This window comes from Streptomyces sp. S3(2020), assembly GCF_013044505.1.
Lineage (GTDB): Bacteria > Actinomycetota > Actinomycetes > Streptomycetales > Streptomycetaceae > Streptomyces.
The window spans coordinates 1-18905 of record NZ_JABERD010000038.1 but is presented as its reverse complement, the minus strand read 5'-3'; the positions used below and the strand labels follow the sequence as shown (position 1 = coordinate 18905).

Here is an 18905-nt window from a genome sequence, read left to right as displayed (position 1 = left end):
CCCGCCGCCTCCGGTGCACCCTGGGAACATGCTGCTCGCCCGGCTGGCCCACGTGTCCCAGGAGGTCGCCGCGACCTCCGCCCGCTCGAAGAAGATCGCGCTGCTCGCCGAGCTGTTCCGGGAAGCCGGGCCGGACGACGTACCGGTCGTCATCCCGTATCTCGCCGGACGCCTTCCGCAGGGCCGGCTGGGCGTCGGATGGAAGGTACTGAGCCGCCCCGTCGCCCCGGCCGCCGAGCCGACCCTGACCGTGCTCGCCGTCGACGCTGTGCTGAGCGAGCTCGGGAAGGTGGCGGGCGCGGGCTCGCAGGCCGAACGGATGCGGCTGGTCGGGGAGTTGATGGGTGCGGCCACCGAGGTCGAGCAGCGGTTCCTGTTCGGACTGATCAGCGGGGAGGTACGGCAGGGCGCGCTGGACGCGGTCGCCACGGAGGGGCTCGCGCGGGCGACGGAGGCGCCGCCGGCCGACGTCCGCCGGGCGGTGATGCTCGCGGGCTCCCTCCAGACGGTCGCCGAGGCCCTGCTCACGGACGGCCCGGCAGCCCTGGACCGCTTCCGTCTCACCGTCGGCCGCCCGGTCCTGCCGATGCTGGCGCACAGCGCGTCCTCGGTGGCCGAGGCGGTGGAGAAGCTGGGCGGGTGCGCGGTCGAGGAGAAGCTGGACGGTATCCGTGTCCAGGTGCACCGGGACGGGGACGACGTACGGATCTACACCCGGACCCTCGACGAGATCACCGACCGGCTGCCCGAACTGATCGCTGTGGCAAGGGACTTGAAGGGCGAGCGGTTCATCCTGGACGGCGAGGTCATCTCCTTCGGCGCCGACGGCCGGCCCCGCTCGTTCCAGGAGACGGCCGGACGCGTCGGCTCCCGCGTGGACGTGGCGACGGCCGCCGCCGAGGTCCCCGTCTCCCCCGTCTTCTTCGACGCGCTGTCCGTCGACGACCGCGACCTGCTCGACCTCCCCTTCGCCGAGCGGCACGCGGAGCTGGCCCGGCTGGTGCCCGAGCCGATGCGGGTGCGCAGGACGCTGGTGGCGGGACCGGAGGATGTGCCCGAGGCCGAGGCCTTCCTCGCCGGGACGCTGGAGCGCGGCCACGAGGGGATCGTGGCGAAGTCCCTCGACGCCCCCTACAGCGCGGGCCGCCGTGGCGCGTCCTGGCTGAAGGTCAAACCCGTCCACACCCTCGACCTGGTCGTCCTGGCCGCCGAGTGGGGCCACGGCCGCCGCACCGGCAAGCTCTCCAACCTCCACCTGGGAGCGCGGGCGGCGGACGGCTCGTACGCCATGCTCGGCAAGACCTTCAAGGGACTGACCGACGCCCTGCTGACCTGGCAGACGGAACGCCTCCAGGAGCTGGCCGTCGGGACCGACGGACACGTGGTGACCGTACGCCCCGAGCTGGTCGTGGAGATCGCCTACGACGGACTCCAGAAGTCCACCCGCTACCCGGCCGGCGTCACCCTCCGCTTCGCGCGCGTGGTCCGCTACCGCGAGGACAAACGGCCGGAGGAGGCCGACACCGTGGAGACCCTGCTGGCCGCGCACCCCGAGGTGAAGCCGTGAAGACCAGCGCCGGCCTGCTGTTGTTCCGGTACACCGACGACGGCCTGGAGGTGTTGCTGGGCCATATGGGCGGCCCGTTCTTCGCGCACCGGGACGCCGGGGCCTGGTCCGTCCCCAAGGGGGAGTACGTGGCCGGGGAGGAGCCGGCCTGGGACGCCGCCCGCCGCGAGTTCCAGGAGGAGCTCGGTCTGCCGCCGCCCGACGGGGAGGCCGTACCGCTCGGCGAGGTGCGGCAGACGGGCGGCAAGGTCGTCACGGCGTGGGCGATCGAGGCGGACCTCGATCCGGCGGCCGTCGTGCCGGGCACCTTCCGGATGGAGTGGCCGCCGAAGTCGGGCCAGGTGCGGGAGTTCCCCGAACTGGACCGTGTCGAGTGGTTCGCCCTGGACCGGGCCCGGACCGTGATCGTCAAGGCGCAGAGCACGTTTCTCGACCGGCTGGCGCAGCACTCGCCCTGACACGTTGCGGCGGGCGCCGACGCGCGGGAAGGTCGAATCACAGTCCGCTGCCCAGGAGGTCGGTCATGCCCATCGCGACGGTGAACCCGGCGAACGGCGAGACGCTCAGGACGTACGAGGCCATGGGCCCCGAGGAGATCGAGCGCAGGCTCCAGCTCGCGGAGGCCACGTTCCGCACGTACCGCACGACGCCGTTCGCCGAGCGCGCCCGGCTGCTGCACCGGGCGGCCGGTCTGCTCGACGACATCGCGCCGGACATCGCCAAGGTCATGACCACCGAGATGGGCAAGCCGGTCAAGCAGGCCCGCGCCGAGGCGGCCAAGTGCGCCAAGGCGATGCGCTGGTACGCCGAGCACGCGGAGTCGCTGCTGGCCGACGAGGAGCCCTCGGAGTTCGACGTGAAGGACTCGGGCGCCTCCCGGGTCCGCGTGCGGTACCGGCCGATCGGCCCGGTGCTCGCCGTGATGCCGTGGAACTTCCCGCTCTGGCAGGTGATCCGGTTCGCCGCGCCCGCGCTCATGGCCGGCAACGTCGGCCTCCTCAAGCACGCCTCCAACGTCCCCCAGACCGCCCTCTTCCTGGAGGACCTCTTCCACCAGGCGGGCTACTCGGAGGGCACCTTCCAGACCCTCCTCATCGGCTCCGGCGAGGTCGAGGAGATCCTGCGCGACGAACGCGTCAAGGCGGCCACGCTCACCGGCAGTGAGCCCGCCGGGCGGGCGGTCGCCTCGGTGTGCGGGGAGATGATCAAGAAGACCGTGCTGGAGCTCGGCGGCAGCGACCCGTACGTGGTCATGCCCTCCGCCGACATCGACCGGGCCGCGCGGATCGCGGTCACGGCGCGTGTCCAGAACAACGGGCAGTCCTGCATCGCCGCCAAGCGGTTCATCGTCCACACGGACGTGTACGACGCCTTCGCCGAACGGTTCGTCGAGGGCATGGAGGCGCTGCGGGTCGGCGATCCCCTGGCGGAGGAGACCGACGTCGGTCCGCTGTCGAGCGAGCAGGGACGGGCGGAACTGGAGGAGCTGGTCGACGACGCCAGGCGCAGTGGCGCGAGCGTGCTGTGCGGCGGCGAGCGGCCCGACGGGGACGGCTGGTTCTACCCGCCGACCGTGCTCGCCGGTATCACCCGCGAGATGCGGATCCACCGCGAGGAGGCCTTCGGGCCGGTCGCCACGCTGTACCGCGCGGGTGACCTCGACGAGGCCGTGCTCATCGCCAACGACTCACCCTTCGGGCTGAGTTCGAACGTGTGGACCCGGGACGAGGCCGAGGTCGACCGGTTCGCACGGGATCTGGAGGCCGGCGGCGTGTTCTTCAACGGCATGACCGCCTCGCATCCGGCGTTCCCGTTCGGCGGGGTGAAGCGGTCCGGCTACGGGCGTGAGCTGTCCGGGCACGGAATCCGCGAGTTCTGCAACATCACGACGGTTTGGCACGGAGCGTGACGCTTGCGCGGCTAACATCCCCGGTGTGAACCGCGAAGTGACTTTGCCTCTGATCGTCGATGACCGCGGGACCTTGCAGGTGTCCGCCGCCGATGTGAGCAAGCTTTTGCGGACCGTGGGTGGACGGTGGCTGCATCTTGTCGAGGCCGGCGAGGACGGCCTCGATGAGGACACGGTGGCCGCGCTGACGATCGAGCTGGCGAAGCTGGCGGATCGTATCGATGTGGCGTGCATCGCGCACAGCAGCGGGTCGGCGCCGTAGGGGCCACTGACGGACGTCGTCCGCCGGTGCCCGAGGCGTCCCGCGTTTGGAGTAACCCCGCGCGAAGTCGTCGGCCTCTCAGGTGATCGTGGACTGGACCACTTCCTGAGGTGAAGGCAGGCACAGTACATGGCGACGTTGTGCAGACCCTCGGTGTCCGTCCCGGAGTACGTGATCACGATGGAGGAGACGCTGGAGCTGGCCCGCTCCCGGCACTCCGACCATCCCCAACTGGCCCTGGCCCTCCGGCTGATCGAGAACACCGGGGTGCGTACCCGCCACGTCGTGCAGCCCATCGAGGAGACGCTGAAGCATCCGGGCTTCGAGGAGCGCAACAAGGTCTACGTGGCCGAGGCGAAGGCGCGGGTGCCGGCCGTGGTGCAGCGGGCGCTCGACGACGCCGAGCTTCTGACCAGCGACATCGATGTCATCATCTACGTGTCCTGCACGGGCTTCATGATGCCCTCGCTGACGGCCTGGCTGATCAACGAGATGGACTTCGAGAGCACCACCCGCCAGCTCCCCATAGCGCAGCTGGGCTGCGCGGCCGGCGGGGCCGCGATCAACCGGGCGCACGACTTCTGCACGGCCTATCCCGAGGCCAACGCCCTCATCGTGGCCTGCGAGTTCTGCTCGCTGTGCTACCAGCCCACCGACCTCGGCATCGGCAACCTGCTGTCCAACGGACTGTTCGGGGACGGGATCGCCGCCGCCGTGGTGCGCGGACGGGGCGGCGAGGGGATCTCACTGGAGCGCAACGGCTCGTATCTGATCCCCAAGACCGAGGAGTGGATCATGTACGACGTCCGGGCGACCGGATTCCACTTCCAGCTGGACAAGCGGGTGCCCGCCACCATGGAGCCGCTCGCCCCCGCACTCCAGGACCTCGCGGGGCTGCACGGCTGGGACGCCGCCGACCTGGACTTCTACATCGTCCACGCGGGCGGACCCCGCATCCTCGACGACCTCAGCAAGTTCCTTCAGGTCGACCCGGACGCGTTCCGGTTCAGCCGGGCCACGCTCACCGAGTACGGGAACATCGCCAGCGCCGTCGTCCTGGACGCGCTGCGCCGGCTGTTCGACGAGGGCGGCGCGCACGACCGGGCGCGCGGGCTGCTCGCCGGGTTCGGACCCGGCATCACCGCGGAAATGGCCCTGGGCCGCTGGCAGCGCTACGCAGAGACGGCATGAGATGACCGAAGAGACGATCACCGAGATCCTGCCCCCCGTCCGCCACTGGCCCGCGCTCGACCTGAGCGGTGTGGACTTCGACCCGGTGCTCACCGAGCTGATGCGCGAGGGTCCTCTCACCCGGATCCAGCTGCCCAACGGTGAGGGCTGGGCCTGGCTGGTCACCCGGTACGAGGACGTGCGGATGGTGACCAACGACCCCCGCTTCAGCCGCGAGGCCGTCATGGACCGGCCCGGGGTCACCCGGCTCGCCCCGCACTTCATCCCGGCCCGCGGCGCGGTGGGCTTCCTGGATCCGCCGGACCACACCCGGCTGCGCCGCTCGGTGGCCGCCGCCTTCACCGCGAAGGGCGTGGAGCGGATCCGCGAGAAGTCCCGGCGGATGCTGGACGAGCTGGTCGACGAACTGGTGCAGGACGGCCCGCCGGCCGATCTGACGGCCACCGTCCTGACGCCGTTCCCCATCGCGGTGATCTGCGAGCTGATGGGTGTCCCGGCCGCCGACCGGCACGGCATGCACACCTGGACCCAGCTGATCCTGTCCTCCTCGCACGGCAAGAACGTCAGCGAGAAGGCCAGGAACGAGATGGGCGCCTACTTCGCCGACCTCATCGGACTGCGCGAGGGCAGCACCGGCGAGGACGTGGCGTCCCTGCTCGGGGCGGCCGTGGGACGCGGTGAGGTGAGCCTGGAGGAGGCGGTGGGCCTCGCGGTCCTGCTCCAGATCGGCGGCGAGGCGGTGACCAACAACAGCGGTCAGATGTTCTATCTGCTGCTCACCCGCCCGGACCTCGCCGACCGGCTGCGCGTCGAGCCGGACATCCGTCCGCAGGCCATCGACGAACTGCTGCGCTACATCCCGCACCGCAACGCGGTCGGTCTGTCCCGGATCGCCCTGGAGGACGTCGGGATCCAGGGCGTACGGATCCGGGCGGGCGACGCGGTCTATGTGTCGTACCTGTCCGCGAACCGCGACCCGAGTGCCTTCCCGTACCCGGAGACCATCGACTTCTCCCGCAGCCCCAACCCGCATGTGTCCTTCGGCTTCGGCCCGCACTACTGCCCCGGCGGCATGCTGGCCCGTCTGGAGTCCGAGCTGCTGGTCGACGCTCTGCTGGACCGTTTTCCGGGCCTGCGGCTGGCGGTGCCGGCCGAGCAGGTCCCCTTCCGGAAGGGTGCGTTGATCCGTGGTCCCGAGGCCCTTCCGGTGACGTGGTGACGGCTTCCGAAGGGCTCCTGGTGCCGCCGGGGCACGGCCGGGTCGTGCGGACCCCGGCCCAGCACGTGACCTTCAAGGTGACGGGCTCGCACTCCCGGACGGCGTCCACCTTCGAGGTGATCGTGCCGCCCGGCTTCGATGTGGGCGCCCATGTGCACACCCGCAGCGAGGAGTTGTTCTACGTGCTCGAAGGCGAGCTGGACGTCCTCGCCTTCGAGCCGCGGATCCGTACCCCCGACAACTGGCAGCGCTGGGAGTCGAGTTCGGGCGGTCGGGTGGTACGTGCGACCCCGGGGACGGTCATCGTCGTACCGCCCGGCTGCCCGCACGCGTTCGCCAACCCGACGGACTCCCCCGCCAAGATGTTCTTCCAGGCGTCCCCGCCGCCGGATCACGAGCGGTACTTCGAGGAGCTCCTGGAGATCCTGGGCGACGGGGGTCCGCCGGACCACGCGGCGATCGGGGAACTGCGCGGACGGTACGACATCGAGCAGCTGACGCCGCTGAAACACCGTTGACAGGCTGGGAGTCGAAGCTACGATCGCCTCGATGACCACTCACTCTGTTCACAGATTGGGGGACCCGTCCGCGCAAGGTGAGTGCTGATGCTCACTTCGCCCGTGACCGGGGACTCCCGCCTTTCCCTCTGGCTGCGCGTGCGCGAGTTCGCCGTGCCGCCCTCCATGATCGAGACCGCGACCGCCCGGCGCCTCGCCGGTGACTGGGGCGGGGCCTGTGCCGCCGCCGGCTTCGATGTCGATCTCCGATTGCGTTCCGTCGCCCGTGTCCACGGCGGGGAGCTCGCCGCCCGGGTCCGGGCCGATCTGCGGTATCTGGCTCCCGACCTGCTGCGCTGGCACATGCCGAGGATCGCTCCCGACGGACTGTTGCGCCCGGACGTGACCCTCACGCTGGCCCGCTACGACGGTGGCGGCAAGCGGCAGGTGCATCTCGTGGCGCGGACTCCGCCCGCCTGGGCGGATGCCGGGCAGCGGATCGGTCTCACCCTGTGGGACGGATCGTCCGGCTCCGAGGCCGGGGGCGGCCGCCGTCCGCATCCCCCGCCCCACCGGCGGTACCGGCTCGACCTGCACCGACACCTGTGGGACGCGCGCAGGGCCGACGAGCTGCGGGTCCGCGCGGGCGTCGACGCCCCTCCCGTCACGGATCCGGCCGTCCTGGGGCTGGTGCCGCACGGGCGCCGCTGTGCCGTCGACCGCTGGGCGGCCGAGGCCGCGATCCTGCTCCACGCCGAGGGCCGGTCCGACGGCCGCGTGGGCGTGCGGTGCGGAGCCGGGCATCGGCTGGCCCTGGAGCTGACCGCCGACCGGGACGGGCCGCCGGCGATGCGCATCACCGAGGCGTCCACGTCTGCGGGTGCCTCCGCACTGCCGGTCCTGCCCGACGCCGCGACCTGGGTGCTGCCCGACCTGGAGCTGCTCCGCACCGGTGCGATCGACGCCGGGCGGCTGCATCCGCTGGTCGCCCCGGCACTCGTACCGGGACATGTACCGAACCCCTCGTCCCCGCCCCCGGATCCGGCGGGGCGGCCCCGTCTCGTGGAGTGCCGGGGCGCCCTGCACCGGATCGGCCTGGTCGACGGGGTGCTCGCCCCGCTGGACCACGATCCCGCCGAGGTCCGGCGTGAGGAACTGCTGGCCGCGCTGAGCGGCACGCCGTTGCCCTGTCTGCGGGTCATCGACGAGACGCACCGGCATCCGGAGTGCCTCGACGACGTCCGTGAACGCCTCGCGCACGGGGACGTGTCCGGTGCGCTGGCCGTCGTGGAGGGGCTGCTCGGGCCCGATGCGGTGCTGCGCGGCGGTGCGCTGCGCGACGAGCTGGAGGCGGCCGCGCAACAGCGGGTCGTGTACGGGCTGTTCAGGGCCGGCCTCGTCGGCCCCGGGCCCGGTCGCCTCCCCCTGCCCGCGCCCCGTCCGCGCGCCCGTCGCGCCCGCCCGCGCCTCGCCACCCGCGGCTGACCTGCCGCACCTCCCCTTTCCTCGCACCTCTCTCTGCCATCAAAGGTGATCACATATGTCCACTTGTACGCCCGTCTCCCAACTCGACGTCGCCGGCGACCTGTTGGCCCTGCTCCGCGACACCACCACCGAACCGCGCCCCGACATCCAGCTGGAGGCCCTGACCCTGGCCGTGGCCGCCGATCTGCCCGTGCTGTTGTGGGGCGAGCCCGGCATCGGGAAGACCGCGGCCCTGACCCAGCTGGCCACGGCCCTCGACCTGCCCCTGACGACGGTGATCGCCAGCGTGCACGAGCCCTCCGACTTCTCGGGGCTGCCCGTCGTAGGGGACGACCCCGCCGAACAGGGCGTCCCGATGGCCCCGCCGGACTGGGCCGTACGCCTGGTGCGGGCCGGCCGGGGCCTGTTGTTCCTGGACGAGCTGTCCACCGCGCCGCCCGCCGTGCAGGCCGCCCTGCTCCGGCTCGTGCTGGAACGGCGGATCGGTGCCCTTCGGCTGCCGCCCGGGGTGCGGATCGTGGCCGCCGCCAACCCGCGGTCCTCGGCGGCCGACGGCTGGGAGCTGAGCCCGCCGCTGGCCAACCGGTTCGTCCATCTCCAGTGGATCCACGACCACGAGGTCGTCGTACGCGGTCTCGGCGGGACCTGGCCGCGCGCGACGCTGCCGCGGCTCGCCCCGGAGAAGCTGCCGGACGCCGTGGACTTCGCACGGCGGGCGGTGTGCGGGCTCCTCGCCGCCCGCCCGGCGCTCGTGCACCGGCTGCCCAACAGCGAGACCCGCCGGGGCGGCCCCTGGCCCTCGCCCCGCAGCTGGGACATGACGCTGAGCCTGATCGCCTTCGCGACCGCGGCCGGCTCCTCCCGCGATGTGCTGTCCCTGCTGGTCCGGGGAACCGTGGGGGACGGGCCGGGGCTCGAACTGCTGGCGAGCATCGACCGGATGGACCTGCCCGACCCCGAGTCGCTGCTCGCCGATCCGGCGGGGGCCGTGCTGCCCGAGCGGGGTGATCTGCGGCAGGCCGCGCTCGACGGGGTGGTGGCGGCGGTCCGCGCACGTCCGGACCGGGCCCGTTGGGACGCCGCGTGGGCGCTGCTGGTCCGGGCGGTGGAGACCGGGGCCCCGGACCTGGTGGTCGTGCCCGCGAGCACGCTCGCCTCGCTGCGGCAGGAGGACTGGGAGGTGCCGCCGTCGATCGAGCGGCTCGCCGGGGTGGTGACCCTGTCCCGGCGGGCCGACGAGGCGGCGACGCGCGCCAAGGCCGCGGCGAGGGCGGGCCGTTGAGCGCGGAGGCGCCCGGGGCGCTGGATCTCGACAAGCTCTTCGCGGCCCGCTTGCAGGCCGCGCGGGCCCGGCCCTATCTCGCGACGGCCCTGTTCGCCCTGCACACGGTCGCGTCCCCGCGGGTGCCGACCATGGCCGTCGACCGGCACTGGCGGTGCTATGTCTCACCGGGGTTCGTGGACCGCACGCCCGTCGAGGAGCTGGCCGGGGTGTGGGTGCACGAGGTGTCGCATCTGCTGCGCGACCATCACGGGCGCGGGGACCGGGTGGCACGGGAACGCGGGCTGACCGGGGCCGGGGAACGGCTGCGGATGAACATCGCCGCGGACTGCGAGATCAACGACGACGCCTTCGGTGACGGCCTGCTCCGGCCCGAGGGCGCGGTCCGTCCGGAGTCGCTGCGGCTGCCCGCCGGGCAGCTCATGGAGGACTACCTGCGCCAGTTCCGGCTCGGGCCGCTGACGCGGGATCTCGCCTGGCTGGACTGCGGCAGCGGTGCCGACGGGCTGGACCGGGAGTGGGACCTGGGCCCGAACGGCGCGCACGGCCTGAGCACGCAGGAACGGGACGCCGTCCGGTTCCGGGTCGCCCAGGGCATCACCGCGCGTCCGGGGACGACCCCGCAGGGCTGGCAGCGGTGGGCAGAGGACGCCTTCCATCCGCCGCAGCGGTGGCGGGAGTTGCTGGGTGCCGCGGTCCGCTCGGCGGCCTCCGGTCCCGGTGTGGGCGAGGACTACACGTACGGCCGTCCTTCGCGGCGCTCGGCCTCCGTGCCCGGTGCCGTGCTGCCGAGCCTGCGGCGCAGACCGCCCCGGGTCTCCGTGGTGATCGACACGTCCGGGTCGGTCAGCGACGCGGAACTGGGCAGTGCGCTGCTGGAGGTCGCCGCCATCGCGCGTGCCGTGGGCGGCCGGCGCGACCTGGTCTCCGTGCTGCCGTGCGACGCGGCGGCCCGGTTCGTCCATCCGCTGTGCCGCGGCGAGGGCATCCCGCTGACGGGCGGTGGGGGAACGGATCTGCGTACGGGCTTCGCCAGGGCGCTGCGGGCGAGGCCCAAGCCCGATGTCGTCGTGGTCCTGACGGACGGCCAGACACCCTGGCCGGACACCCGGCCGGCGTGCCGGACCGTGGTGGGGCTCTTCCCCCGGTCCGCTTCCCGGGACGAGGACGATCCGGACTACGTGCCGGACGCCCCGCCCGACTGGGCGCGGGTGGTGGACATCGGGTAGGGGCGCCGGCTGCCGTGCCGACGCCCCGGGTGGCGCTATCGGATCGGCATCCCCGACAGGGTGCGGGCGATCACCAGGCGCTGGATCTCGCTCGTGCCCTCGAAGATCGTGTAGATCGCGGCGTCACGGTGCATGCGCTCCACCGGGTACTCCCGGGTGTAGCCGTTGCCGCCGAGTATCTGGATCGCCTGGGCCGTGACCTTCTTCGCCGTCTCGCTCGCGAAGAGCTTGGACATCGAGCCCTCGGCCGCGGTGAACGGCCTGCCGTTGATGGCCATCCAGGAGGCGCGCCAGACCAGGAGGCGGGCGGCGTCGATGGAGGTGCGCATGTCGGCGAGCTGGAAGGCGACGCCCTGGTTGTCGATGATCGGGCGGCCGAACTGCTCACGGGTCTTGGCGTAGTCGAGGGCGACCTCGTACGCGGCGCGGGCGGTGCCGACCGCCATCGCGCCGACGGCCGGACGGGAGGCCTCGAAGGTGGCCATCGCGGCGTTCTTCACGCGCTCGCCGCCCGCCTTGGCGCGCTCGCGGGCGCGGGCCAGGCGCTCGTCCAGCTTCTCCTTGCCGCCGAGGAGGCAGGAGCCGGGGACGCGGACGTTCTCCAGCACCACCTCGGCGGTGTGGGAGGCGCGGATGCCGTGCTTCTTGAACTTCTGGCCCTGGGACAGGCCGGGTGTGTTCGGCGGGATGATGAAGGACGCGTGGCCCTTGGAGCCGAGCTCGGAGTCGATGACCGCGACGACGACGTGGACGTTGGCGATACCGCCGTTGGTCGCCCAGGTCTTCGTGCCGTTGAGCACCCACTCGTCCTTGGCCTCGTCGTACACCGCGCGGGTGCGCATCGAGGCCACGTCCGAGCCGGCGTCGGGCTCGGAGGAGCAGAACGCGGCGACCTTGACGTCGTTCGCGTCGCCGTACATCTGCGGGATCCAGGTGCCGATCTGCTCCTCGGTGCCGTTGGCGAGGACGCCCACGGCGGCCAGACCGGTACCGACGATCGACAGGGCGATGCCCGCGTCACCCCAGAACAGCTCCTCCATGGCCATGGGGATGCCGAGGCCGGTGGAGTCGAAGTACTGCTGGGCGTAGAAGTCGAGTGAGTAGATGCCGACCTTGGCGGCCTCCTGGATGACCGGCCAGGGAGTCTCCTCACGCTCGTCCCATTCGGCGGCCGCGGGCCGGATCACATCGGCGGCGAAACCGTGCAACCAGTCCCGGACCTCCTTCTGTTCGTCGTTGAGCTCCATGGTGAACTCGGCCATGTCCCCTCCAGCGGCGGCGCACGTGCATGTTACTAGCGGTAACCCGAGTCTGTTACCGGTCGGTAGGAAAAGTCAACTCCTGATGACCGCTCGGTAGCCCGTTCGATGCGTCGGGCATGTTGAGTGTTAGTTTGCGCAGGCGTCACCGAATCAGCACGGGTGGGGAGAGCTCATGGACACCACGCAGCGGACCGATCAGCAGAAGTCCGCCGACCGCCGTCGGCGCGAGCTGCTGGAAGCCGCGGACAGAGTGGTCCTGCGTGACGGACCGCAGGCCTCCATGAACGCGATCGCCGCGGAAGCCGGCATCACCAAGCCGATCCTCTACCGCCACTTCGGCGACAAGGGGGGACTTTACGCGGCTTTGGCCAAGAGGCATACGGACGCGTTGCTGGATTCCCTGCGGGCCGCGCTGGACGCTCCGGCGGATCGGCGGGAGCGGGTGGAGGCGACGCTCGACACGTACCTCGCCGCGATCGAGGCGCGGCCTCAGGTGTACCGCTTCCTGATGCATCCGGCGGAGGGCGCGCCGTCCGGGGACCCCGGGTTCGATGTGGGCAAGCACTCCGTGCCGCTGCTTCGGCGGATGGGCGAGGAGTTGGCCCAGGTCATCGAGGACCGGCTGGATCTCGGGCCGGGCGGGCAGCAGCTGGCCCGGGTGTGGGGGCATGGGATCGTCGGGATGATGCATGCGGCCGGAGACTGGTGGCTGGGGGAACGGCCTTGTTCCCGGGCCGAGTTGGTGCGGAGCCTGGCTGATCTGTTGTGGGGTCGGCTGGCGGCGGCGGGGGACAAAGTGGGCGGTCCCGGGTTCTGAGGGTTGTGTCTCGTCCACCGGCCGGTGGGGGCTTGTCGCGCCCACGCGGCGGAGCCGCAAATCGACACAGCCCCGCGCCCCTGAGGTACGTCAGCCGGACCGGCCCCAAGAGGCTCGGGCCACCTGTCGCATCAGTCTGCGGTGGCGCCAACCCGTCAGGTGGTCCGCGTACACACGGCCCTCCAGGTGGTCCGTCTCATGCTGCAAGCACCTTGCGAAGAAGCCCGTGCCATGGAGCCTCACCCGGTCGCCCGTCACCGTGAAGCCCTCCACCACCGCGTGGTCGTACCGTTCCGTTCCGGCCTCCAGGCCCGGCAGGGACAGGCAGCCCTCCGGGCCCCGCAGCACCACGCCGTCGGCTTCCACCAACCGCGGGTTCACGACATGGCCCAGATGCCGGACGTCCTCGTCGTCCGGGCAGTCGTACACGAAGACTCGCAGGGACTCGCCCACCTGGTTCGCGGCCAGGCCGACGCCCTCGGCGGCGTACATCGTGGCGAACAGATCCTCGACCAGGGACGCCAGTTCGGGACCGAAGTCTGTGACGTCCTCGCAGGGGGAATGCAGTACCGGATCGCCGAGGAGAGTCATCGGCCGCACCCGTCCGCGGGTGCCCGGAATCAAACCGTGTCGCATGTCGGCAAGGGTACGGATTCGGGAGTGCGAATGGATCTCGATAGGCTGACCACCACCACGTTGCCGTCAGGCGCGGCGCGTACGCAAGGAGGATCGAGAACTGATGGCAGGCAACTCGGACCCGCTCACGCCGCGGGCCAAGATCGCCGTGACCGCCGGTAAGGCGGTCGCAGCGGCATCGCGCGCCGCGGGGCGCGGCAGCGGTTCGGTGATCGGCGGCCGGGTGGCACTCAAACTCGACCCCGACCTTCTCGCCCGGCTCGCCCAGAACCTGGACGTCGTCCTGGTCTCGGCGACCAACGGCAAGACGACCACGACCCGGCTCATCGCCGAGGCGCTGGGCGCCGCGGGGCCGGTCGTCTCCAACGCGCTCGGCGCCAACATGCCCGCCGGCATCACCTCGGCGCTCGCCGGTGGATCCGAGGCGCGGTACGGCGTGATCGAGGTCGACGAGAAGTATCTCGCCGGTGTCGCCCGGGACACCGACCCGAAGTGCATCGCCCTGCTCAACCTCTCCCGCGACCAGCTGGACCGGGCCGCCGAGACCCGCATGCTCGCCGAGAACTGGCGCGAGGGGCTGGCGGGCAGCAAGGCCGTCATCATCGCCAACGCCGACGACCCGCTCGTCGTGTGGGCCGCCTCCTCCTCCCCCAACGTGATCTGGGTCGCCGCGGGGCAGATGTGGAAGGACGACGCCTGGTCCTGCCCGGCCTGCGGCGGTGTGATGCAGCGGCCGGGCGACGACTGGTTCTGCGGTGAGTGCGGCTTCCGCCGGCCCACGCCGAGCTGGGCGCTGTCCGGGGACCATGTGCTCGACCCGCACGGCTCCGCGTGGCCCATCCACCTCCAGCTGCCCGGCCGCGCCAACAAGGCCAACGCCGCCTCCTCGGCCGCCGTCGCCGCCGTCTTCGGGGTACCGCCGCAGGTCGCCCTGGAGCGCATGTACCAGGTGCAGGCCGTGGCCGGACGCTACGACGTCGTGCAGTTCCAGGAGCGGGACCTGCGACTGCTGCTCGCGAAGAACCCCGCGGGCTGGCTCGAAACGTTCAGCCTGATCGATCCGCCGCCCACCCCGGTGATCCTCTCGGTGAACGCGCGCGGCGCCGACGGCACCGACACCTCCTGGCTGTGGGACGTCGACTACACGCGTCTGACCGGCCATCCGATCTGTGTGCTCGGCGACCGGAAGCTCGACCTCGCGGTCCGACTGGAGGTCGCGAACCAGCACTTCCAGGTCTGCGAGAACCTCGAACAGGCCGTGCAGATGTGCCCGCCGGGCCGCATCGAGGTCATCGCGAACTACACCGCCTTCCAGGACCTGCGCCGCCGCGTCGGCAACTGACACACTCAGGGGACTTTTGTGAGCGACAACCAGCTGCGGGTCGTCTGGATCTATCCCGACCTGCTCAGCACCTACGGCGACCAGGGCAACGTCCTGGTCGTGGAGCGCCGGGCGCGGCAGCGCGGCCTCGACGTGGCCCGTCTCGACGTACGCAGTGACCAGCCGATCCCGACCTCCGGGGACATCTATCTCATCGGCGGCGGCGAGGACCGTCCGCAGCGGCTCGCGGCCGAGCGGCTGCGCCGGGACGGCGGTCTGCACCGGGCCGTGGAGAACGGCGCGATCGTCTTCTCGGTGTGCGCCGGCTACCAGATCCTCGGCCACGAGTTCATCAACGACCTCGGCCAGCGCGAGCCCGGCCTCGGGCTGCTCGACGTGGTCTCGGTACGCGGTGAGGGCGAGCGGTGCGTCGGTGACGTGCTCGCGGACATCGACCCGCGGCTCGGTCTGCCCTCGCTGACCGGCTTCGAGAACCACCAGGGCGTCACCCACCTCGGACCGACGGCCCGCCCGCTGGCCCAGGTCAAGTTCGGCAACGGCAACGGGACGGGCGACGGTACGGAGGGCGCGTACAACGACACCGTCTTCGGTACCTACATGCACGGCCCGGTGCTGGCGCGGAACCCGCTCATCGCCGATCTGCTGCTGAAGCTGGCGCTCGACGTGAACGCGCTGCCGCCCACCGACGACCGCTGGTACGAGGCGCTGCGCACCGAGCGCATCGCCGCCGCACAGCAGCCTGCCTGAGCTGCGATTTCACCTGGCCTCCAGGCAGCTTTTACCAGCCCGTCTGACGATGTCTCCGCACACCTGAGCGGGGTCGTCCAGCAGGCGGACGCACGGTACGACCCCGCCCCCTCCTGCCGCTAGGGTGGCGGGGATCGAGCCGGACAGCGTGGTCCGGTCCCCGGCCCACGTTGAGAAGGTTGTTTCGGGCTATGCGCATTGGTGTCCTCACGTCCGGCGGCGACTGCCCCGGCCTGAACGCCGTCATCCGGTCCGTCGTGCACCGCGCCGTCGTCGACCACGGCGACGAGGTCATCGGCTTCCGGGACGGCTGGAAGGGCCTCCTGGAGTGCGACTACCTCAAGCTCGACCTCGACGCGGTGGGCGGCATCCTGGCCCGCGGCGGCACCATCCTCGGCTCCTCCCGGGTCCAGCCCTCGCATCTGCGTGACGGGGTCGAGCGGGCCAGGGGGCATGTCCAGGACCTCGGTCTCGACGCGATCATCCCGATCGGCGGCGAGGGCACCCTGAAGGCGGCCCGGCTGATGTCGGACGCCGGTCTGCCGATCGTGGGCGTGCCCAAGACCATCGACAACGACATCGCGGTCACGGATGTCACCTTCGGCTTCGACACGGCCGTCGGTGTGGCCACGGAGGCCCTGGACCGGCTCAAGACCACCGCCGAGTCGCACCAGCGGGTGCTGGTCGTCGAGGTCATGGGGCGGCACACCGGCTGGATCGCGCTGCACTCGGGCATGGCGGCCGGCGCGCACGCGATCGTCGTACCGGAACGGCCCTTCGACATTGAGGAGTTGGCCAAGCGGGTCGGCGAACGGTTCGAGGCGGGCAAGCGGTTCGCGATCGTCGTCGCCGCGGAGGGGGCCAAGCCGGCCGCCGGGTCCATGGAGTTCGACGAGGGCGCCAAGGACATCTACGGGCACGAGCGGTTCGCCGGGATCGCCCGTCAGCTCTCCATCGAGCTGGAGCAGCGGCTGGGGAAGGAAGCGCGGCCGGTCATCCTGGGGCATGTGCAGCGGGGCGGTACGCCGACCGCGTACGACCGGGTGCTGGCGACCCGTTTCGGGTGGCACGCGGTGGAGGCCGTGCACCGCGGGGAGTTCGGCCACATGACCGCCCTCCAGGGGACGGACATCTTGATGGTGCCGCTCGCGGAGGCCGTGGAGACGCTGAAGACGGTTCCCGCGGAGCGCTACGAGGAAGCCGAGTGCGTCCTCTAGGGCAGCTCGTACGGAATCGAGGAGTCCGCCCCCGGTCGCAGCTGCGGCCGGGGGCGGTTCTAGTCTGTGACGGACAGACTCGCACAACCCCCACGAATCAGGAGCCGTCGGAATGGATCACAGCGGGCACGGCATGACCATGGATCTGCCGCCGTTCACGCTGGGGCGGGGTCTTCAGTGGTCGGCCGACCCGTTCTTCCTCGTCGCCTGCCTCGTGGGGCTGGTGCTGTACGTGTGGGGGGTCGTGCGGCTGAGACGGCGGGGGGACGCCTGGTCGGTGTGGCGGACCGTGTCGTACGTCGCCGGGGTGCTGTCCATCGGGCTGATGATGTGCACCAGGCTGAACGACTACGGGATGGTCATGTTCAGCGTGCACATGGTGCAGCACATGGTCATCAGCATGCTGTCGCCGATCCTCATCCTGCTCGGCGCCCCGATGACGCTGGCGCTGCGGGCGCTGCCGGTCGCGGGCAGGGGGCGCAAGGGACCGCGTGAGCTGCTTCTCGCGCTGCTGCACAGCCGGTACATGCGGATCATCACGCACCCGGCGTTCACCATCCCGCTGTTCATCGCGAGCCTGTACGCGCTGTACTTCACGCCGATCTTCGACTTCCTGATGGGGTCGAAGACGGGGCACGTCGCGATGATGGTGCACTTCCTCGCCGTGGGCGTGGTGTTCTTCTGGCCGATCATCGGTGTCGATCCCGGTCCCGAGCGGCCCGGCTATCTGATGCGGATGCTGGAGCTGTTCGCGGGCATGCCGTTCCACGCGTTCTTCGGGATCGCGCTGATGATGGCGTCCACCCCGATGGTGAAGACGTTCGAGAACCCGCCCGCCTCGCTCGGCATCGACGCGCTCTCCGACCAGAACGCGGCGGGCGGTATCGCCTGGGCGTTCAGCGAGATCCCGTCCGTACTGGTGCTGATCGCGCTGCTGTTCCAGTGGTACGGCTCGGAACAGCGACAGGCCAAGCGTAAAGACCGGGCCGCGGATCGGGATGGCGACAAGGAACTCGAGGCATACAACGCCTATTTGGCCTCATTGAACACACGTGGACGCTGAAAATTTCCGCCATTCAGTAGCATGAAGCGCGTTGGGGAAACCGCCGGGGGGAGCGGTGATGACATTTCGCGCATGCGTGCAAAGGCTCGTGACAAAGGTTGCCTTTCTGCTGGTTCTCACGCTCGCGTTGAGCGGGTGCGACCGCGGGACGCCTTTGACGCTGGTGAAGGCGGTCGCCGCGGGGGTGCCCGCGCTCGATCCGTTCTTCGACGAGAACAGCGGGCTGGGAAAGGACGCGCAGGTCGCGTCGCGGCCCGTGCGGGGCAGTCTGCAACAGGGCGACACCCCCGGTCTGTACGGGGGTTCGAAGCAACCGACCGTCTGTGACGTCGACAAGCTCAAGCAATTCCTCACCGATCCCAGGAACGACCAGAAGGCACAGGCATGGGCGCGTGCTCTCGAAATCTCCACGGATCGGATACCGGATTATCTCGATCGGCTCACACCCGTCCTGTTGCGTCACGACACTCTCGTGAAGAACCACGACTACAAAAAGGGAAAGGCTGTTCCCTACGACTCTTTACTCCAGGCCGGAATCGCGATTCTGGTCGATGCGCAGGGACAGCCCGCGGTGAAGTGCTCCTGCGGGAATCCGCTGCGTCCCTTCGCGGGTGACACGAGCCGTATCTCGGTCGAGTTCGAGGACGGGAACCAGGAGTGGAAGGGGTACGACCGTTCCTCCGTCGTCGCGGTGCGGCCCGCGCCCCGGCCCCTGGAGAAGATCGCGCTCGTCGACGTCGAGGACACCGACCGCGGCATCAGCCGGCCGGTCGGTACCTCGGGGGCGAAGGACGCCGCCTTCGACACCCGGGAGAAGCGCGCGGTGCCGAGCCTGGCCGGGGCGACGTTCGCAGAGGCCCGACGCTCGCTGACCGACAAGGGGCTCGCGGCCGGCTATGACAGCAAGGGGCTGCCGCCGGACGACGCCCGGGTCACGGCGACCGATCCGCCGGCCGGGACCGAGCTGGGGTTCGGGGAGTACGTGATGCTGAGCGTGGCCGGGGGCTCCGGTTCCTCGGGCGGGTCCACGACCACTCCCCCGCCCACGACCACCACGCCACCGCAGTCGTCGGCCTCCGAGCCGTCGACTCCCGGGTCCGGCTCGGGCTCCGGCTCCAGCTCCGGCAGCACCTCGCCACCGCCGTCGTCCGCCCCGCCGTCGTCCAGCCCGCCGCCAAGC

General features: G+C 71.0%; 18 protein-coding genes. 16 read left to right on the top strand and 2 right to left on the bottom strand.

All coding sequences use genetic code 11. The features are described from left to right. Positions 1 to 28 precede the first annotated feature (28 nt). The 10 genes from HLK59_RS15150 to HLK59_RS15105 all read left to right on the top strand — a co-directional run bounded on the left by HLK59_RS15150 (position 29) and on the right by HLK59_RS15105 (position 10641). Complete coding sequence (locus tag HLK59_RS15150) at positions 29 to 1567, top strand: ATP-dependent DNA ligase (RefSeq protein ID WP_171141946.1); 1539 nt, start codon at positions 29 to 31, stop codon at positions 1565 to 1567. Further along, entirely contained in the window at positions 1564 to 2025 is a 462-nt protein-coding gene (locus HLK59_RS15145; RefSeq protein WP_171141945.1) for an NUDIX domain-containing protein, read from the top strand. The genes HLK59_RS15150 and HLK59_RS15145 overlap by 4 nt, the downstream gene beginning before the upstream one ends. A gap of 65 nt (positions 2026 to 2090) precedes the next feature. Continuing rightward, positions 2091 to 3476, top strand: coding sequence for an NADP-dependent succinic semialdehyde dehydrogenase (locus tag HLK59_RS15140; protein ID WP_171141944.1), 1386 nt, complete (start codon positions 2091 to 2093; stop codon positions 3474 to 3476). Between the two features lie 25 nt (positions 3477 to 3501). After that, the gene (locus HLK59_RS15135) at positions 3502 to 3738 is read left to right on the top strand and encodes a DUF6213 family protein (protein WP_171141943.1); all 237 of its coding nucleotides are present in this window, start codon (positions 3502 to 3504) and stop codon (positions 3736 to 3738) included. 129 nt (positions 3739 to 3867) lie between these two features. Continuing rightward, entirely contained in the window at positions 3868 to 4929 is a 1062-nt protein-coding gene (locus tag HLK59_RS15130) for a type III polyketide synthase (RefSeq protein ID WP_171141942.1), read from the top strand. Position 4930: 1 nt separating this feature from the next. Then, the gene (locus HLK59_RS15125; RefSeq protein WP_171141941.1) at positions 4931 to 6148 is read left to right on the top strand and encodes a cytochrome P450; all 1218 of its coding nucleotides are present in this window, start codon (positions 4931 to 4933) and stop codon (positions 6146 to 6148) included. Then, complete coding sequence (locus HLK59_RS15120; RefSeq protein WP_171141940.1) at positions 6145 to 6666, top strand: cupin domain-containing protein; 522 nt, start codon at positions 6145 to 6147, stop codon at positions 6664 to 6666. Before HLK59_RS15125 ends, HLK59_RS15120 begins: the two co-directional genes overlap by 4 nt. Positions 6667 to 6753: 87 nt before the next feature. Beyond that, a complete protein-coding gene (locus HLK59_RS15115) occupies positions 6754 to 8130 on the top strand; it encodes a hypothetical protein (protein ID WP_171141939.1) in 1377 nt (458 codons plus the stop codon). 55 nt (positions 8131 to 8185) lie between these two features. After that, on the top strand, positions 8186 to 9412 hold the full coding sequence (locus HLK59_RS15110; RefSeq protein WP_171141938.1) for a MoxR family ATPase: 1227 nt from the start codon (positions 8186 to 8188) through the stop codon (positions 9410 to 9412). Then, entirely contained in the window at positions 9409 to 10641 is a 1233-nt protein-coding gene (locus tag HLK59_RS15105; RefSeq protein ID WP_171141937.1) for a VWA-like domain-containing protein, read from the top strand. The genes HLK59_RS15110 and HLK59_RS15105 overlap by 4 nt, the downstream gene beginning before the upstream one ends. A 35-nt stretch (positions 10642 to 10676) precedes the next feature. Here HLK59_RS15105 and HLK59_RS15100 read toward each other — a convergent pair whose 3' ends face one another. Continuing rightward, positions 10677 to 11903 carry an acyl-CoA dehydrogenase family protein gene (locus HLK59_RS15100; protein WP_171141936.1) on the bottom strand — a complete coding sequence of 409 codons (1227 nt, stop codon included), beginning with the start codon at positions 11901 to 11903 and terminating at the stop codon, positions 10677 to 10679. A 172-nt stretch (positions 11904 to 12075) separates the two neighbouring features. Here HLK59_RS15100 and HLK59_RS15095 point away from each other — a divergent pair, with 172 nt between their 5' ends. Beyond that, on the top strand, positions 12076 to 12720 hold the full coding sequence (locus HLK59_RS15095; RefSeq protein WP_171141935.1) for a TetR family transcriptional regulator: 645 nt from the start codon (positions 12076 to 12078) through the stop codon (positions 12718 to 12720). Positions 12721 to 12810: 90 nt separating this feature from the next. Here HLK59_RS15095 and def read toward each other — a convergent pair whose 3' ends face one another. After that, entirely contained in the window at positions 12811 to 13356 is a 546-nt protein-coding gene (gene def / locus HLK59_RS15090) for a peptide deformylase (protein WP_171141934.1), read from the bottom strand. A 103-nt stretch (positions 13357 to 13459) separates the two neighbouring features. Here def and HLK59_RS15085 point away from each other — a divergent pair, with 103 nt between their 5' ends. The 5 genes from HLK59_RS15085 to HLK59_RS15065 form a co-directional block, all read left to right on the top strand. Continuing rightward, positions 13460 to 14698: a MurT ligase domain-containing protein gene (locus tag HLK59_RS15085; RefSeq protein ID WP_171141933.1), complete on the top strand. Its 1239-nt coding sequence runs from the start codon at positions 13460 to 13462 to the stop codon at positions 14696 to 14698. An 18-nt stretch (positions 14699 to 14716) separates the two neighbouring features. Continuing rightward, positions 14717 to 15445: a glutamine amidotransferase gene (locus HLK59_RS15080; RefSeq protein ID WP_171141932.1), complete on the top strand. Its 729-nt coding sequence runs from the start codon at positions 14717 to 14719 to the stop codon at positions 15443 to 15445. A 191-nt stretch (positions 15446 to 15636) separates the two neighbouring features. Then, positions 15637 to 16662, top strand: a complete 1026-nt coding sequence (locus tag HLK59_RS15075; RefSeq protein WP_171141931.1) for a 6-phosphofructokinase — start codon at positions 15637 to 15639, stop codon at positions 16660 to 16662. A gap of 112 nt (positions 16663 to 16774) precedes the next feature. After that, the gene (locus HLK59_RS15070; protein WP_171141930.1) at positions 16775 to 17725 is read left to right on the top strand and encodes a cytochrome c oxidase assembly protein; all 951 of its coding nucleotides are present in this window, start codon (positions 16775 to 16777) and stop codon (positions 17723 to 17725) included. Between the two features lie 163 nt (positions 17726 to 17888). Continuing rightward, a partial coding sequence (locus HLK59_RS15065; RefSeq protein ID WP_346779734.1) for a PASTA domain-containing protein occupies positions 17889 to 18905 on the top strand: 1017 nt, incomplete at its 3' end.

Bases quoted from the DNA above. Each gene is read 5' to 3' on its own strand.
- HLK59_RS15150 (WP_171141946.1), top strand. From the start codon at position 29: ATGCTGCTCGCCCGGCTGGCCCACGTGTCCCAGGAGGTCGCCGCGACC.
- HLK59_RS15140 (WP_171141944.1), top strand. From the start codon at position 2,091: ATGCCCATCGCGACGGTGAACCCGGCGAACGGCGAGACGCTCAGGACG.
- HLK59_RS15130 (WP_171141942.1), top strand. From the start codon at position 3,868: ATGGCGACGTTGTGCAGACCCTCGGTGTCCGTCCCGGAGTACGTGATC.
- HLK59_RS15125 (WP_171141941.1), top strand. From the start codon at position 4,931: ATGACCGAAGAGACGATCACCGAGATCCTGCCCCCCGTCCGCCACTGG.
- HLK59_RS15115 (WP_171141939.1), top strand. From the start codon at position 6,754: ATGCTCACTTCGCCCGTGACCGGGGACTCCCGCCTTTCCCTCTGGCTG.
- HLK59_RS15110 (WP_171141938.1), top strand. From the start codon at position 8,186: ATGTCCACTTGTACGCCCGTCTCCCAACTCGACGTCGCCGGCGACCTG.
- HLK59_RS15100 (WP_171141936.1), bottom strand. From the start codon at position 11,903: ATGGCCGAGTTCACCATGGAGCTCAACGACGAACAGAAGGAGGTCCGG.
- HLK59_RS15095 (WP_171141935.1), top strand. From the start codon at position 12,076: ATGGACACCACGCAGCGGACCGATCAGCAGAAGTCCGCCGACCGCCGT.
- def (WP_171141934.1), bottom strand. From the start codon at position 13,356: ATGCGACACGGTTTGATTCCGGGCACCCGCGGACGGGTGCGGCCGATG.
- HLK59_RS15085 (WP_171141933.1), top strand. From the start codon at position 13,460: ATGGCAGGCAACTCGGACCCGCTCACGCCGCGGGCCAAGATCGCCGTG.
- HLK59_RS15075 (WP_171141931.1), top strand. From the start codon at position 15,637: ATGCGCATTGGTGTCCTCACGTCCGGCGGCGACTGCCCCGGCCTGAAC.
- HLK59_RS15070 (WP_171141930.1), top strand. From the start codon at position 16,775: ATGGATCACAGCGGGCACGGCATGACCATGGATCTGCCGCCGTTCACG.